The sequence below is a fragment of the Donghicola tyrosinivorans genome, assembly GCF_003003355.1.
GTDB lineage: Bacteria > Pseudomonadota > Alphaproteobacteria > Rhodobacterales > Rhodobacteraceae > Donghicola > Donghicola tyrosinivorans.
In genome coordinates this window covers 161,647-177,080 of the sequence record NZ_PVTQ01000004.1, presented here as the reverse complement: position 1 = coordinate 177,080, position 15,434 = coordinate 161,647, and the positions used below count along the sequence as shown (strand labels likewise).

Genomic DNA, 15,434 nt, shown 5'->3' with positions numbered 1-15,434 from the left:
ACACCGCCGGAGACATGCGTCCCCGGCGGTGTTTTGCATCTAGCATCACCCTTTTGCGCGATAAAAGACTGCGCCGCATTCTTGCATTGGCAGGCTACAAACCACGCATTGGCCTTGCAGGAAAGGACGATAGCGTCCTGATCTGGGGCGACGCGAACACCGCCGCCCGTGGACACAAGATGGCCGCGCGCAAGGGTGCCCAGAAGATCTACCTTGAGGATGCCTTCCTGCGCTCGGTCCATACGGGGCGGCAGGGCGATGCGCCGCTGGGGCTGCTGATTGACCGGCAGGGTCTGCATTTTGACGGCAACCATCCCAGCGATCTGGAAGACCTGCTGAACCGCTCGGCGCTGGATGACACCGCGCTGCTGGACCGCGCCCGCGATTGCATCGCCCGCATCCGCGCCCTACATCTTTCCAAATACAACGCCTTTGATCCGCAAACCCCGCCGCCCGCGCCGGGCTATGTGTTGGTGATCGACCAGACCCAAGGGGATGCCTCGGTCCGCGCCTCGAACGGAGACATCCAGACCTTCCGCGAGATGCTGATTGACGCGCAGGCCGATAATCCCGGCCAGCGGGTTCTGATCCGCACCCACCCCGAAACGGCAGCAGGTCTACGCAAGGGACATTACAGCGATGCGGACCTGTCTGATCGCGTGTCCTTCTGTGATGCGGCCATCAGCCCGTGGCACCTGCTGGAAGGGGCTACGGCGGTCTACACCCTGTCCTCTCAGTTGGGGTTCGAGGCGATCCTTGCCGGTCACAAACCCCACGTCTACGGCCAGCCCTTCTATGCAGGCTGGGGCCTGACGCAGGACCGCGCCGCGCCTTCCCGCCGCAGGCGGGCCCTGACACGGGCACAGCTGTTTGCAGGGGCCATGATCCTTTATCCGGTGTGGTACGATCCCTACCGCGACCGCCTGTGCCAGATCGAGACTGTCATCGACGCGCTGCACGCCCAAGCCCGCGCATGGCGCGAGGATCACGCAGGCTGGGTGGCCACCGGCGTGCGCCTCTGGAAACGGGGCACCTTCGCGCGGTTCTTCACCAGAAACATCCGCTTTCAGAACGATCCCGGCGCGGCGCTTGAGTTGGCGAAAACCCGTAAGTCCCGCTGGATGGTCTGGGCCGGAAAAGCCCACGACGATTGGGACTGTGTGCGGGTCGAGGATGGCTTTTTGCGCTCCAAAGGTCTGGGGGCGGAACTGGTGCCGCCTTTGTCGCTGGTTTGCGACCGGCAGGGCATTTATTACGATCCGACCCGCCCCAGCGATCTTGAGACCCTGCTGAACAAGGCCGCCCCTTTGCGCCGCGACCAGTTGGAGCGGGCCGAGTTCCTGATCTCTCGCCTCCGCAATGATCGCCTCAGCAAGTATAACTTGGGCGGCGCGGTGCCTGACTTACCGCCCGGCTTACGCCTCTTGGTGCCTGGTCAGGTGGAAGACGATGCCTCGATCCGCAAGGGCGCTGGAGCCGAGACCACCAACCTTGCCCTGCTGCAGCGCGTGCGGGCCGAGAACCCTGATGCGACGCTGCTGTATAAGCCCCACCCCGATGTGGAGGCAGGCCTGCGTGCCGGCGCCATCCCGCCCGAGGCGCTAGAGGGGCTAGTGGATATGGTTCTGCCCAACACCGACCCGATTGCTATTCTGGATCAGGTGGACGGGGTATGGACCATGACCTCGACCCTCGGGTTTGAGGCATTGCTGCGCGGCGTTCCCGTGACCACCTTGGGCGCACCCTTCTATGCCGGTTGGGGACTGACCCATGATCTGGGGCCAGTGCCCAACCGCCGCACAGCGCGGCTGGAGTTGGAAACGCTGGTCCACGGCGCATTGATCGCGTACCCGCGCTATGTGGACCCCGTGACCGGTCTGCCCTGCCCTGTTGAGGTTGCTGTGGATCGCCTTAGCCAAGGGGACCTGCCGAGCGGCGATCCCGCCCTACGGCTGCTATCAAAACTGCAAGGTTTGCTGGCCAGTTACGCCTATCTGTGGCGGTAAGCCTCAGGCGCGGCGACGCCATCGGTGCAGCAGGTCCGGCCCAATCCGCCGATGCTCGACCAGATCAAAACGCGGCGCTTCGCTTAACGCGCCAAGCCCCAGCGGACCCAAGGACGGTTGCCCTTCAGAGCCGATGGCAAGACCCGCCGTGTAGCCCACCAGATCATCCACCATATCCGCCGCCAATAGGGACGCGGCCAGACTGCCACCGCCTTCGCAGAAGACCCGCGTCAGCCCCTTAGCCCCAAGCGCCTGCATCACGCCCGCAACACTGATCCCGCCGCCCTCAAGGTGGCATTCGATCAGTTCGGCCCCTTGGGCCTGCCATGCCTCGGCCACTTCTTCGCTGACATCAGGACCGTGGCAGAGCCACACGGGAACGTCTTTTGCGGTGTTCCAGAGGTTGCCCCCAAGCGGCATGCTCAGACGGCGCGAGACGACAACGCGCACCGGCTGCCGCACCACGCCAAAGCCCCTAACAGTCAGCGACGGATCATCGGCGCGGGCAGTCCCGCCGCCAACCATCACCGCGTCATGGGAATGGCGCAGCCCGTGGACGTGGTGCCGTGCAGCAGGTCCGGTGATCCACTGGCTTTCACCGCTGGCAGTCGCGATTTTACCGTCAAAACTGCTGGCAAGTTTCAGGGTCAGCATCGGGCGCCCTTCAGCCAGACGCAGGAAGAAACCTTTAAGATCCTGAAGCGCTTCAGCCTCACAGACGCCGGTCAGCACCTCGATCCCCGCATCGCGCAGTCGGGCGATACCCTGCCCTGCGACACGTGGATCAGTGTCTGTGGCTGCAATGACCATACGGGCCACGCCTGCAGAAATTAACGCATCCGCACAGGGCGGTGTTTTGCCGAAATGGGCGCAAGGCTCCAGCGTGACATAGGCCGTCGCCCCAGCCGCCGCACGGCCCGCTTGAGCCAAAGCTGTGGGTTCCGCATGGGGCCGTCCGCCGGGCTGGGTCCAGCCGCGCCCGACGATCACATCCCCTTGGGTTAGCACACAACCAACCGCCGGATTGGGCCAGCAATTACCCATTCCGCGACGGCCCAAAGACAGGGCCAGCCGCATAAAGCGTTCGTCTGTTTCCTTGCGGGTCACTTAGCCCTGTTCAACGTCGGGGCGCAGTTCGCTGACAAACTTGTCAAAGTCGTCTGCGGCCTGGAAGTTCTTGTAAACACTGGCAAAACGTACGTAGGCGACCGTATCGATACGGGCCAGCGCCTCCATAACGATCTCACCGATGGTCTTGGAGGGAATGTCGGTCTCGCCCATGCTTTCCAGACGGCGCACGATACCCGAAATCATCTGGTCCAGACGCTCGGGCTCGATGGGGCGTTTCTGGGCTGCGATGCGGATCGAGCGCTCTAGCTTGTCGCGGTCGAAATCCTCACGGCGACCGCTGGATTTGATCACCACCAAATCACGCAGCTGCACCCGTTCATAGGTGGTGAACCGGCCCCCGCAAGACGGGCAGAACCGGCGACGCCGGATCGAGACGTGATCCTCGGCAGGGCGAGAATCCTTAACCTGAGTGTCGATATTTCCGCAGAAAGGACAGCGCATGGAAAGTCATCCCTCACTTAGTTCCACCAGCCGTAGAGGGAGCCCCTACTTTTCCACAGACGACTATAGGCACACCGCTACAATTTGGGTAGGGGGTTAATTCCCTCGCTAAATCAGGGATACAGGCTGTGGCTTTTCCGACTCACTCTTACGATAGCAGTTGCGCGGCCACCTGACGGCTGTGGGGACGATCGCGATGCTCAAAAAGGTAAATCCCTTGCCATGTCCCCAAGACCATCCGCCCCTGAACCACTGGAATAGTTAAGGAAACCGGCAGGATGGCGGCCTTGATATGGGCGGGCATATCGTCGGGCCCTTCATAGGTGTGAGTCAGATAGGACATGGACGGATCAGTGGTCGGCGGCACCAGCCGGCGAAAATAATTCAACAGGTCCACCTGCACTTCGGGATCGGCATTCTCTTGGATCAACAAACTGGCCGAGGTGTGCCGGATGAACAAGGTCAGCAGCCCGTCACCCTGCACCCAGTCCGCTACATCGCGGGTGAACTCATAAAGTCCCTGACCGCGGGTCGAAATGGTAAAGACTGTGTTCATAGGCCGCTCCTAGGGTCTGGCATTCGCCCCGATGGTATCGCGCAAATTTCGGCGCGTCACGCCTCAACCCTATGATTTAAAACAAAATCCCGATGCCAGCTTACGTATGGCAAACGTATGGCTTTTGGCATGACATCCACAGCGCCCCAAGGCCCGAACAAAAGGCACCCGCCGCCGCAGGCGCAAGCCAGCGGCCAGACCTGCAAAGGGCGCCCCAAGGCGCCCTTTTCCGTTTAGTAGACCTTTTTCAGGCGCACAGGCTCGTTCAGCTTGGCCCCGTTGCCGTAGCGGCCCACCATCACGTAGGGATACTTGGCGTTGTCTGACGGCAGAATACGGAAACACGCGCCGGACCACGGCTTTTGAGTGGTCGTACACAGGGTGCCATTCTCATAGCTTTTGATCTGCACCTGCTGGTTCAGGGTCGAGCCTGCCACCACCCCAAGCGCCCACCAGCGCACATCATCTGACGCAGTGGAGATCACCGGCCCTTTGCTCCGGCGGTTGGCGAAGTGGATCGCCTTGGCCCCTTCGGCCTGCGCCGAGGCGCGCAGGGCCATAATATCCACGGGGGTCGCGTCGGGGGCAACCGACGCCATACAGCCGCTCAGCGCAAGAGCGGCAACTGCTGCCAAAATCTTCAAAAATACCTCCACTCGCATGCGCGCCACACATCGGCACGCCTGTAGTGGAGTGCGTAAGCCACTGATAAATGTCAACTATGACTTACATGACCATCGCCACCCGGCCCCGCCTAGCCTGCGGCGCGTATCAGGGCTTCTTCGGCCTCCATATCGGTCTTCATCTTGGCTCTTGCTGCCGGAGAGATCTCGGCCGCATCAGAGGCCCGTTCCGCCGGTGTACGAAACTCCGGCTGCTGGTTCGGATCCGGTGTCCCAGGCATGCCCGGATAGCCCGCAATCACGCTTTTGGTCGATCCAACGTCCATGATGTCTCCTGAAAAAAGGCCCGCCTTGCGCGGCCAAAAGGGGATGACCCGACGCGGGTCAGAAGTTGTCTGCGGCGTCTGCGGCAAGTTTGGCCCGCGCGGCAGGGGAAAGAGAGATCATATCGGCCGCGCGTTCCGCAGGGGTTTTGCGCGGCGCTTCCATTTGCTGATCGTCTTGCTTGCTGACGGGCTGGATATAGCCAGACGTCGCCGAACCTGCAGAGTTTACGTCCATCACACTAACCTCCGAAGCGATTGCACGGGCGGAAGACATGCGACGGCCTGTTGCAGCAGGCTTGAAAGGGAACGGTGGCGCGCATCTCTTCCTGATAAAGGCTACGACCCCGCAGAGGTCCGATTTATGGCGGGCGCTTTGTATCTTTCTAGCGTGGCTTTTTCGGAAGGGCCCACCGAATGAACAGGGCCAGCACGATCAGGATCACCAGATAGATCAACAGCGGGATGCCCGCCAAGAAGGACGCAAGCAGCAGAAACCCATAAAGAATTTCGGCCCAATCCCGCAGGGCCGGCGTATCGACAATGCAGGTCGCAACCTGCATCGAGCCTTCGTTCCAGCCGCTACAATTGAAAAGCGCGAGGACCGGTAACCCGATCCCCGCGCCAAACACGATTGCAAAGGCGATAAGCGTCCTCACTGATCGAGGAAGCTCCGCAGTTTGCGCGAGCGTGACGGATGCTTGAGCTTGCGCAGGGCTTTCGCCTCGATCTGACGGATACGTTCGCGGGTCACGCTGAACTGCTGACCGACCTCTTCCAGAGTGTGATCGGTATTCATGCCGATGCCAAAACGCATCCGCAGGACACGTTCTTCACGCGGCGTGAGCGAGGCCAGAACGCGGGTGGTGGTTTCCCGCAGGTTGTCCTGAATGGCCGAATCCAGCGGCAGGATCGCGTTCTTGTCTTCGATGAAATCGCCAAGCTGCGAATCTTCCTCGTCCCCGATGGGGGTTTCGAGCGAGATCGGCTCTTTCGCGATCTTCATGACCTTGCGGACCTTCTCCAGAGGCATCTGGAGCTTTTCTGCCAGTTCTTCCGGGGTCGGCTCGCGGCCGATCTCGTGCAGCATCTGACGGCCGGTACGGACCAGTTTGTTGATCGTCTCGATCATGTGGACAGGGATACGGATGGTCCGTGCCTGATCCGCGATCGAGCGGGTGATCGCCTGACGGATCCACCAAGTCGCGTAGGTCGAGAACTTGTAACCGCGGCGGTACTCGAACTTGTCCACGGCCTTCATCAGACCGATGTTGCCTTCCTGAATAAGATCAAGGAATTGCAGGCCACGGTTAGTGTATTTCTTGGCGATCGAGATCACCAGACGCAGGTTCGCCTCGACCATTTCTTTCTTGGCCTGACGGGCTTCTTTTTCGCCCTTCTGGACCTGCTGGACGATGCGTCGGAATTCGCTGATGTCCAGACCCACGTATTGACCGACCTGCGCCATGTCGTTGCGCAGTTCTTCGATCTTGTCCGCCGAGCGTTCGATCAGCGCCTGCCAGCCACGACCGGGCTTTTCGCCCATACGGTCCAGCCAGTTGGGGTCCAGTTCGTTGCCACGGTATTCATCGATGAATTCACGGCGGTTGATGCGCGCCTGATCCGCCAGTTTGACCATGGCACTGTCCAGCGCCATGACGCGGCGGTTGATGCCGTAGAGCTGGTCAATCAGCGCCTCGATACGGTTGTTGTGCAGGTGAAGCTGGTTCACCAGTTCAACGATTTCCGAACGCAGCTTCTGGTACATGCCTTCGTCCGCATCCGAGAACGAGCCATCCTCGTTCAGGGTGGCCGAGATACGCAGGTCCTGCATTTCCGACAGGGCGACGAAGTCTTCGGCGATGCGGTCCAGAGTTTCCAGAACGCGCGGCTTCAGCGCCGCTTCCATCGCGGCCAGCGACATGTTGGCCTGTTCGTCTTCGTCGTCATCGTCATCGCTGCGGATCGGGTTGCCGTCCGCATCATATTCCTGTTCGTTCGAGCGGTTCGCGCCGCCCTCACCCGAGACCGAAGCCGCGTCCACGACGGTCTCTTCTTCGTCTTCCTCGCCGTTGCCGCGACCGAAGGTGGTTTCCAGATCGATCACGTCGCGCAGCAGAATGTCTTCGGACAGAAGTTCGTCACGCCAGATGGTGATCGCCTGGAAGGTCAGCGGGCTTTCGCACAGGCCCGCGATCATCGTGTTGCGGCCTGCCTCGATGCGCTTCGCGATGGCGATCTCACCTTCGCGCGACAGCAGTTCCACACTGCCCATCTCGCGCAGGTACATGCGGACGGGGTCGTCCGTACGGTCCAGCTTTTCCTTTTCGGCGCCAGCCAAAGCAACCGCGCCACCGCGGTCGGTCGTCACCAGTTCGGTGCCGCCCTTGTCCTCTTCCTCGGCCTCTTCGTCGTCCTCGATCACGTTGATGCCCATTTCGGACAGCATCGACATAACGTCTTCGATCTGCTCCGAGGACACCTGATCCGGCGGCAGCACCTGGTTCAGCTGGTCATAAGTGATGTAGCCCCGCTCCCGCGCTTCGGCGATCATCTTTTTGACCTGGGCCTGGCTCATATCAAGCGAGACGTCCTGATCCTGATCGTCGTCCTTACGGTCTTCGGTATCTTTGGCTGCCATGTGGTCTTTGCTCCTTGGCGGGCGGTGATTCGCGAGGCGGATTGAAACGACTCAATAACCGCTCCAATTGATTCGCGCACCCTATGGGACGCTCTTTTTCGCCCGAATCACCTGTAAGATCAATCTTTGCCCGTTTTTGTGAGACGCGCCAGCAGGTCTGCGAACGCATCTTTCTCATCCCGATTGATTCGCACCCCGTTGGGCGCGGTCTCATATTCGGCCGTATCCTCTTGTTGGGCGCGCGTCGCCCGATCAAAGGTCAGCGCCGCCTGTCCCAGACGCCAGGTTACGGATTCACCGGCCTCCATCGACAATTCCTCACTGGCCTCATCGATTTCCGCCATGAGCCCCCGCTGAGCGGTCAGTTTGGCCGCCTCTTCCGCAAGGGTCATCACCGCAATGTCCTGATCGCCCGCCTGCCGCACGGACGGGCAAATGGTGATGTGGCGCTGCGCAAACAGGTTTTCAAGAGCCTCATGGCCGATTCTGCCCGCCACCTCGGCCCGCAAGTCGGCGCAATCGGTCTCACAATCCAAAAGAGCGTCGCGAATGCAGCGCAGATCGTGGTTCCGGCATTCCATCCGCTCAAGGATGTAGGCGAACCGTTCCAGCGTGCCGGGATTGGCGATCAGGGTCGCCAGAATGATCCCTTCGCGCAGGAAGACCTGAAAATCCTCATCGCCAGCCACCAGAGGTGACAGTTTCGTGCTGGCCAAAGGCACCGGTGCCGGCTGCCAGCGCCCGCCCCGTCCACCCGTCCGCGCACCGGGTTGGAACGCAGGACGCGCGCCCTGATTGCCGCCACCACGGTTACCACGGAACAGCGTCCAACGCAGTTCCTTGACCTCTTCGCCGTAATGGCCCTTCAGGCTGGGGTCCTTGATCTGGCCGATTTCGTCCCGCAGGCGCTTGTCCAGCATGGCTTTGCGTTCGGGGCTGTCAAAGACCTGCCCTTCGGTAGCCCGCTGCCACAAAAGGCTGACCAAGGGCATCGCCCCGTCCAGCAGCTCTTTCATGGCACCCGCGCCCTTGGCCTTGATCAGATCGTCAGGGTCCTGCCCTTCGGGCATCAAACAGAACCGCAAGGCGCGGCCGGTCTCAAGCAGAGGCAACGCCACGTCGATCAAGCGATAAGCCGCCCGCAGGCCCGCCTTATCCCCATCCAGTGCAATCACCGGCTCGGGGCTGATCCTCCACATCAACTCTAGCTGACCGGGTGTGATCGCAGTGCCCAAAGGCGCCACAGCGCCGCCGAAACCGGCCAGCGACAGGGCGATCACATCCATATAACCCTCGGCCACGATCAGCGGCTGGCCCTTGCCCACCGCTTCCCGCGCAGGAGCGTGGTTATAAAGACTGTGCCCCTTGTCGAACAATTCGGTCTCGGGGCTGTTCAGATATTTCGCCCGCGCATTAGGGTCCATCGAGCGTCCGCCAAAGGCGATGCAGCGCCCGCGCCCGTCGCGGATCGGGAACATGATACGGCCACGGAACCGGTCATAGGGCGCCCCGCCCCCTTCCGGCTCGGCGCATAGTCCGGCGGCCACCACCAAATCGGCTGCAATCCCCTTGCCGGTCAAATGGCGGAAAACCCCCTGACGGTCATCGGGCGCATAGCCGATCTCGAACCGGTCCTGCCCTGCCAGATCCAGACCACGGCGATCCAGATAGGCCCGCGCCTCAGAGGCCGCGCCGGTCCGCAACTGAAGACGGTAATATTTCACCGCCTCTTCCATCACCTCGACCAGTTGGCTGCGCCGGTCGGCCTTTTTGGCCGCTTGCGGATCACGGGCAGGCATCTGCAGTCCCGCCTCACGGGCCAGAATCTCGACCGCCTCCATGAACTCCACATTCTCGGTCTCACGGATGAATGAGATCGCATCCCCCTTCGCGTGACACCCGAAGCAGTAGTAAAAGCCCTTACGGTCATCCACATGGAAAGACGCAGATTTTTCCTGATGAAAAGGGCACGGTGCCCACATATCGCCCTTGGCCTGATTGGACTTGCGCGAATCCCACATGACTTTGCGCCCGACCACATGGGACAGGCTCACACGGTTACGCAGTTCATCCAAAAATCCGGGGGGCAGGCTCATGCCCTAAATATCGGCCCAGCCGCCGCCATTGTCCAGACGCCTCGAACACACTTGCGCCACCCCGCTCCGCCCAGAACTGCTTCCTTATTGCAAAAATACTCATAAAAAACGGCCCACCCAAGAGGGCAGACCGCTGTACTTCTTCTTGAGAAAAATACTCACTGCGCTGCCCCCTCCCAAGGGCGCAGCGCCTGAACAGATTACAACCCCTTCGCCACATAGCCCTTGGCGATCCGGTCGATCGAGACCAGATAGGCGGCTGTCCGCAGATCCTCTACGTCATCGCGGCCATGCCAGACCTCGCGCATGGACTGGTAGGCGATGCGCATGGTGTCATCCAAACCCGAGCGGACCAGTTCCAACTCCCCTGCCCCGCGCAGGTATTTCTCTTTGAAGTCCGGCGTCATCGACCAAGCATCGCCCAGATAGTGGTCCAGACGTTCCAGTTCCTTCACTATCAACTCGTGCCGCGCCTCTTCCTGACGGCGCTGCATGCGGCCAAAGCGGATGTGGCTCAGGTTCTTGACCCATTCAAAGTAGGACACAGTCACACCGCCTGCGTTGGCGTACATGTCGGGGATGATCACCGTGCCTTTCTGGCGTAGGATATCGTCAGCACCTGCGGTGACGGGACCGTTGGCGGCCTCGATAATCAGGGGCGCTTTGATGCGGTCGGCGTTGGACATGTTGATCACGCCTTCCATCGCCGCCGGAATCAGAATGTCGCATTCTGCCTCCAGCACCGCCGCGCCTTCGGCGTGGTGGGCTGCATCGGGAAAGCCCTTCACGCCCCCATGTTTGACGATCCAGTCGCGGACAGCCTGCACGTTCAGACCGGCTTCATTAAACAGAGCGCCATCGCGCTCGATGATGCCGATGATCTTGCAGCCATCCTCTTCCTGCAAAAACTTGGCCGCGTGATAGCCCACATTCCCGAGCCCCTGCACGACCACGCGCTTGCCATCCAGACTGCCGGTCATTCCCGCCTTGTCCATATCCCGCTGGTCGCGGAAAAACTCGCGCAGGGCGTATTGAACGCCGCGGCCTGTGGCCTCGACACGGCCCGCGATACCGCCTGCGTTCAGGGGTTTGCCCGTGACGCAAGCCTTGGCGTTGATATCAGTGGTGTTCATCCGCGCGTATTGGTCGGCGATCCACGCCATCTCACGCTCGCCCGTGCCCATGTCCGGCGCGGGGACGTTCTGGCTGGGGTTAATAAGGTCGCGCTTGATCAGCTCATAGGCAAAGCGGCGGGTGATCTGTTCCAACTCATGGGGCTCCCACTGGGTGGGGTCGATACAAAGCCCCCCTTTTGAGCCACCAAAGGGCGCCTCGACCAGCGCACATTTGAAGGTCATCAGTGCCGCCAGCGCCTCGACTTCATCCTGATTGACCGAGAGCGCGTAGCGGATACCGCCCTTCACGGGCTCCATATGCTCCGAATGGTTCGAGCGATAGCCGACAAAGGTAAAGATCTGCCCGCGCAGACGCACCCCGAAGCGCACCGTATAGGTCGAGTTGCAGACCCGTATCTTTTCCTCGAGACCCGGACTGAGATCCATCAGGGATACCGCACGGTTGAACATCAGTTCGACGCTCTGACGGAAACTTGGCTCATTCATTGGCTGCATAGGCTCGTTCCTCCGGTCACTTATGCACGGCACGGGCCTCCTCTGCCCTGCCTGTGGATAAAATCAGGGTTACACATTAACCTTTTCCGCGCATCGCACCTTTCGACAGAGGGGCTATCTCTTTGTGTATGTTATTGAAAATTACAGAAATCACATGTCCCTTCGGATAAAATAGTTACCAAAAGGCGATAATTTTCTTTGTATGCCATGGTGTTGCCCAATTCTCGCCACAGGACGACGCGATACGTCAATTTGAATATTAGTATCCTTTTTGGTGAACCCCTATGAAAACCAGCACGTCCCATAGGACAGACATCACGCACCCATTTACCAAGATCGTCCGCGACTTTCTTGTAAGTGAAGATGGTGTGATCTCGCTGCAGGTTCTGTGGCAGGTCCCCTTCATGCTGTGGTTCGGCTATGTCGGCATCGACGTGATGATGCACGAGTTCGAACGCACGCGCCTTCAGAACACCCTAGACACCGCTGTTCTGGCGGCGGCCGACCTGAGTCAGACGGGCGATCCTACAGAGGTGGTGAAAAGCTACTTTGACGCTGCTGGCGCTGCGGCCTCACTGACCAACGTCGAAGTGGTCGAAGGCCTGAACAAGCGCCGTGTGTCCGCAGATGCCTCAGTGTCCGTTCAGACCATCTTTCTGGGCGAAGATGGCAGCGGCTACCGTCGGGATGCGACCAACGTCTACAACGCAGTGGATAACAGGGGTGTCGAGAACTTCGTCAATTTCGGCTCTAGCCTGACGGCGCTGGCCTCGGGCGCGGCGGAAGAAGCCGTGAGCAACGTGGAAGTGTCTTTGGTGGTCGACGTTTCGGGCTCGATGGCGACGAACAACAAGATCGGCAAACTGAAGGATGCGGCAGAAGAGTTCATCGACGCGGTGGTGATGGAAGGCGAAGAAGGCCTGACCACGGTTTCGATCGTGCCCTACAGCGGCATTGTGAACCTTGGCACGGAGTTCGCGGCGAACTTCAATCTGAGCAAAGAGCACAACTATTCGAACTGCCCGCGTTTCCCCAACAGCGCCTTTTCCAGCGTGGCCATCAGCCAGACCGACGAGATCGAGCGACTGGCCCATTTCGACCCGACCAGCAACAGCCAGAACACAACCTCGATCCCTGCGCCCTGGTGCCCGACCGACAGCTATGGCGCACCCATGTATATGGCCAATGACATCAGCGGCCTGAAAGCCGAAGTGCGCAAGCTGGAGGCCAAAGGTGCGACCGCCATTGATATGGGGATGAAGTGGGGCGTGGGTCTGCTGGATCCGTCGATGGCCAATATCTCGGCCAAGATGGCAGCGGCAGGCAAGATCGACAGTCGCGCCGCCAACCGTCCCGCATCTTATAACGACCAGAACACCCTGAAAGTGGTTGTGCTGATGACCGACGGCGAGAACACCAGCCAGTACGACCTGAAGCAACAATTCAAGTCCGGAAAATCCCGCATCTGGATTGACCGTCGCGGCAACACTAACCCCAGCGACGACAACAGCTCGATCGATCTAAGCGACTATAACCGCTATGATATCTGGTACTGGCCCCGTAAGCGGAACGACAGATACCGTTACTACTACTATCCCGATGGCGGCAACGATGCCGAGCAGATGACCAACGTCGAGGCCTTCGCCCGCTGGCCCACCGTTGGGATGGCCTACCGGTTCTTTGAAAAGCCCTACTATGACAACCAGGCCCCTCTGAGCGCGTTCTATGAATATGCCTACGCCTATGAAGAGTTCATCAACGCAGGTCAGGCGGACTCCAACTTGTCCCGCATCTGTAGCGCGGCCAAAGGCAAGGATGTGGTGATCTTTACCGTCGCATTTGAGGCCCCCGCTGCCGGTCAGGCTGCCATGAAAGACTGCGCCTCAAGTGAGTCCCATTATTTCTCGGTGGAAGGGGCGGCAATCTCTGACGTGTTCGCTGCCATCGGCCGCCAGATCAACCAGCTGAGACTGATCCAATGATGAAGCACATCAGGCAGCATTTCGTCAGCTACCTGCGGAACGAAAACGCCACCGCGACCCTTGAGTTCGTGTTGGTGTATCCGTTCTTCCTGTTCATCTTTCTGTGGAGCGTCGAGATCGGCATCTGGATGCTGCGCGCCACCGCTTTGGAGCGGGGCCTGGATTTCGCCGTGCGCGAAATCCGTCTGAGCCCGGCGAATGGCCGCCCATCCGAAAAGGACTCCAAAGAGACAATCTGCGAATACGCAGGCTACTTTGAGGACTGCATGAGCAACCTGAAGCTGGAACTGCGCGAGTCCGACCCCCGCGCCTTCACAGGGTTCGCGGCCAACGTCGACTGCCACGACCGCGCTGAAGAGGTGAAACCGGCCCAACACTTTGTCCACGGTCAGGCCCATTCGCTGATGCTGGTGCGGGCCTGTATGATCGTTGACCCCCTGTTCCCCCAGTTGGCCTTGGGCGGCGCGATGGTAAACCAGACCGATGGCACCATGGGCATCTATGCGATTTCAACTTTTGTGCAGGAACCCTGATCCGATGAAAGCCTATCTGCTGAGGAAACTGCGCGCTTTCTACGACGAAACCGACGGTGTCGTCACACTGGAGGCCATCATCTACGCGCCGATGCTGCTGGGTTTGTTCATGATGATGATCACCCTCTTCGACGCGTTCCACACCAACAACCTGTCGCAGAAGGCCGCCTATGCGATTGCCGATGCCATTTCGCGCGAAACAACACCCATCGACGATGACTTCATCAACGGAATGGATAGCCTGTACCAGCTGATGACCCACACCAATGCGGGCAACGGTCAGGAATACGGGCTGCGCGTCACGGTGATCAGCCGCTCGCCCACGTCAAATGATCTGGAAGTGGATTGGAGTGTGTTGCGTGGCACCACCTTCACCCGCGAGATGCAGACCTCGGACGTGGCGGGACAAAGCGATAGCTACCCGATGCTGCAAACCGAAGAGCGCGTCATTCTGGTGGAAACCACCACTAAGATCGACGTGCCCGGCGGCCTGAAAGGCAGCCAGGACCGCGCCGTCAGTCAAGTCACACGAGAGCCGCGGTTCAGCTTTGACGATTTTACGATGAACGCTTTCGTCTTCAGCCGCCCGCGCTTTGCCCCGCAGGTCTGTTGGAAAAGATGCTCCTGACGCGTTAAAGCGGCAGGTCGCCTTTCCGGCGCGCCACGGCGATCGAGATCATGTCGGCGATGGCTTTATTCTCGCCGCCCGGCAGCACGCCGCCGATGGCAACACGGCGGCCCATGCGCCACCAGATGCCCGGAAACCACGCACGGGGTGCGGGTTGCGACAGGCGCAGCAAGAACCCGTGCGACGGCTTAAAGGCAAAGGCACCACGATCCACGGACTCGACTTCGGCGATGGTGGCGATGATGCGGCCTTCGCTGTCCTTAAGGTGGGTCTCGGTCAATTCAAGCGACAAGCCATTCACCGAGAACATCCGTGTTCCGGCCCACAGCGCCAATAGCCCCATCACCACCAGAAATCCGCGCAGCAGCAGACTGGCAGGCGGATAGGCCAGAGCCAGATACAGCAGGATCGCGCCCAGCCCGCTCATGGCGGCCACGCCCATAAACACGCGGAACGTCGACGGAGAAACGCGCGCAATCACCTCATCGGACACGGCAACACCCTTTCAATCTGGTATACGATCTGGCTTTGGAGGTGACATGTTGCTGAACGATGGTCAACAGATCAGACCAATTTCCCGCCCATGTCCTGCTGGGATCTCCCAAAAGCAACCCGGTACAATCGGTGACCCGAGACCGGGTTGCTTAGGGTGAGCGGCGTTCAGTTGGCCAGGGTGAATCTTCGTCCACTATCCTGCAACTCCAGCGATTCAGGGGGATAAGCCAATTATATTGATTTTTGAATGTCTGAATAAGTAAACCTGAGATTGCGTTCCTGCAAGCAATACACCCACCTCAGGAATCCAAGCTCACCTCACCTGTGCATCCGCGCACCGGCCCCATG

Annotated in this window: 15 protein-coding genes; 4 read left to right on the top strand and 11 right to left on the bottom strand. The window is 60.0% G+C overall.

From position 1 onward, the window contains the following. The first annotated feature begins 14 nt into the window (after positions 1-14). Positions 15-2,006: a capsular polysaccharide biosynthesis protein gene (locus CLV74_RS07810; RefSeq protein WP_106263839.1), complete on the top strand. Its 1,992-nt coding sequence runs from the start codon at positions 15-17 to the stop codon at positions 2,004-2,006. 3 nt (positions 2,007-2,009) lie between these two features. On the opposite strand, the gene ribD is transcribed toward CLV74_RS07810, so the two are convergent. From ribD to CLV74_RS07760, 10 genes are all read right to left on the bottom strand, one after another. Further along, positions 2,010-3,113 carry a bifunctional diaminohydroxyphosphoribosylaminopyrimidine deaminase/5-amino-6-(5-phosphoribosylamino)uracil reductase RibD gene (gene ribD, locus CLV74_RS07805; protein WP_281260650.1) on the bottom strand — a complete coding sequence of 368 codons (1,104 nt, stop codon included), beginning with the start codon at positions 3,111-3,113 and terminating at the stop codon, positions 2,010-2,012. Further along, positions 3,114-3,578 carry a transcriptional regulator NrdR gene (gene nrdR, locus CLV74_RS07800; RefSeq protein WP_106263675.1) on the bottom strand — a complete coding sequence of 155 codons (465 nt, stop codon included), beginning with the start codon at positions 3,576-3,578 and terminating at the stop codon, positions 3,114-3,116. A 148-nt stretch (positions 3,579-3,726) separates the two neighbouring features. Next, complete coding sequence (locus CLV74_RS07795; RefSeq protein ID WP_106263674.1) at positions 3,727-4,134, bottom strand: secondary thiamine-phosphate synthase enzyme YjbQ; 408 nt, start codon at positions 4,132-4,134, stop codon at positions 3,727-3,729. A 233-nt stretch (positions 4,135-4,367) separates the two neighbouring features. After that, a complete protein-coding gene (locus CLV74_RS07790) occupies positions 4,368-4,778 on the bottom strand; it encodes a hypothetical protein (protein ID WP_146134917.1) in 411 nt (136 codons plus the stop codon). 110 nt (positions 4,779-4,888) lie between these two features. After that, complete coding sequence (locus CLV74_RS07785) at positions 4,889-5,083, bottom strand: hypothetical protein (protein ID WP_106263672.1); 195 nt, start codon at positions 5,081-5,083, stop codon at positions 4,889-4,891. A 58-nt stretch (positions 5,084-5,141) separates the two neighbouring features. Further along, positions 5,142-5,318, bottom strand: coding sequence for a hypothetical protein (locus CLV74_RS22770; RefSeq protein ID WP_170108005.1), 177 nt, complete (start codon positions 5,316-5,318; stop codon positions 5,142-5,144). 148 nt (positions 5,319-5,466) lie between these two features. Continuing rightward, entirely contained in the window at positions 5,467-5,739 is a 273-nt protein-coding gene (locus tag CLV74_RS07775; RefSeq protein ID WP_106263670.1) for a hypothetical protein, read from the bottom strand. Continuing rightward, a complete protein-coding gene (rpoD, locus tag CLV74_RS07770; RefSeq protein ID WP_106263669.1) occupies positions 5,736-7,721 on the bottom strand; it encodes an RNA polymerase sigma factor RpoD in 1,986 nt (661 codons plus the stop codon). The genes CLV74_RS07775 and rpoD overlap by 4 nt, the downstream gene beginning before the upstream one ends. A 119-nt stretch (positions 7,722-7,840) precedes the next feature. Beyond that, complete coding sequence (gene dnaG / locus CLV74_RS07765) at positions 7,841-9,817, bottom strand: DNA primase (protein WP_106263668.1); 1,977 nt, start codon at positions 9,815-9,817, stop codon at positions 7,841-7,843. A gap of 200 nt (positions 9,818-10,017) precedes the next feature. Then, positions 10,018-11,448, bottom strand: coding sequence for a Glu/Leu/Phe/Val family dehydrogenase (locus CLV74_RS07760; RefSeq protein ID WP_106263667.1), 1,431 nt, complete (start codon positions 11,446-11,448; stop codon positions 10,018-10,020). Positions 11,449-11,732: 284 nt separating this feature from the next. Between CLV74_RS07760 and CLV74_RS07755 the strand changes: the two genes are divergently transcribed. From CLV74_RS07755 to CLV74_RS07745, 3 genes are read left to right on the top strand one after another with little or no spacing between them, the layout of a single operon-like run. Further along, positions 11,733-13,430: a Tad domain-containing protein gene (locus CLV74_RS07755; RefSeq protein ID WP_106263666.1), complete on the top strand. Its 1,698-nt coding sequence runs from the start codon at positions 11,733-11,735 to the stop codon at positions 13,428-13,430. Beyond that, positions 13,427-13,963 (top strand): TadE/TadG family type IV pilus assembly protein, encoded by a 537-nt coding sequence (locus tag CLV74_RS07750; RefSeq protein ID WP_106263665.1) that lies wholly within the window; start codon positions 13,427-13,429, stop codon positions 13,961-13,963. Before CLV74_RS07755 ends, CLV74_RS07750 begins: the two co-directional genes overlap by 4 nt. 4 nt (positions 13,964-13,967) lie before the next feature. Next, positions 13,968-14,591 carry a TadE/TadG family type IV pilus assembly protein gene (locus CLV74_RS07745; RefSeq protein WP_170108004.1) on the top strand — a complete coding sequence of 208 codons (624 nt, stop codon included), beginning with the start codon at positions 13,968-13,970 and terminating at the stop codon, positions 14,589-14,591. Between the two features lie 4 nt (positions 14,592-14,595). On the opposite strand, the gene CLV74_RS07740 is transcribed toward CLV74_RS07745, so the two are convergent. Next, entirely contained in the window at positions 14,596-15,084 is a 489-nt protein-coding gene (locus CLV74_RS07740; RefSeq protein ID WP_106263663.1) for a hypothetical protein, read from the bottom strand. Between the last annotated feature and the right edge of the window lie 350 nt (positions 15,085-15,434).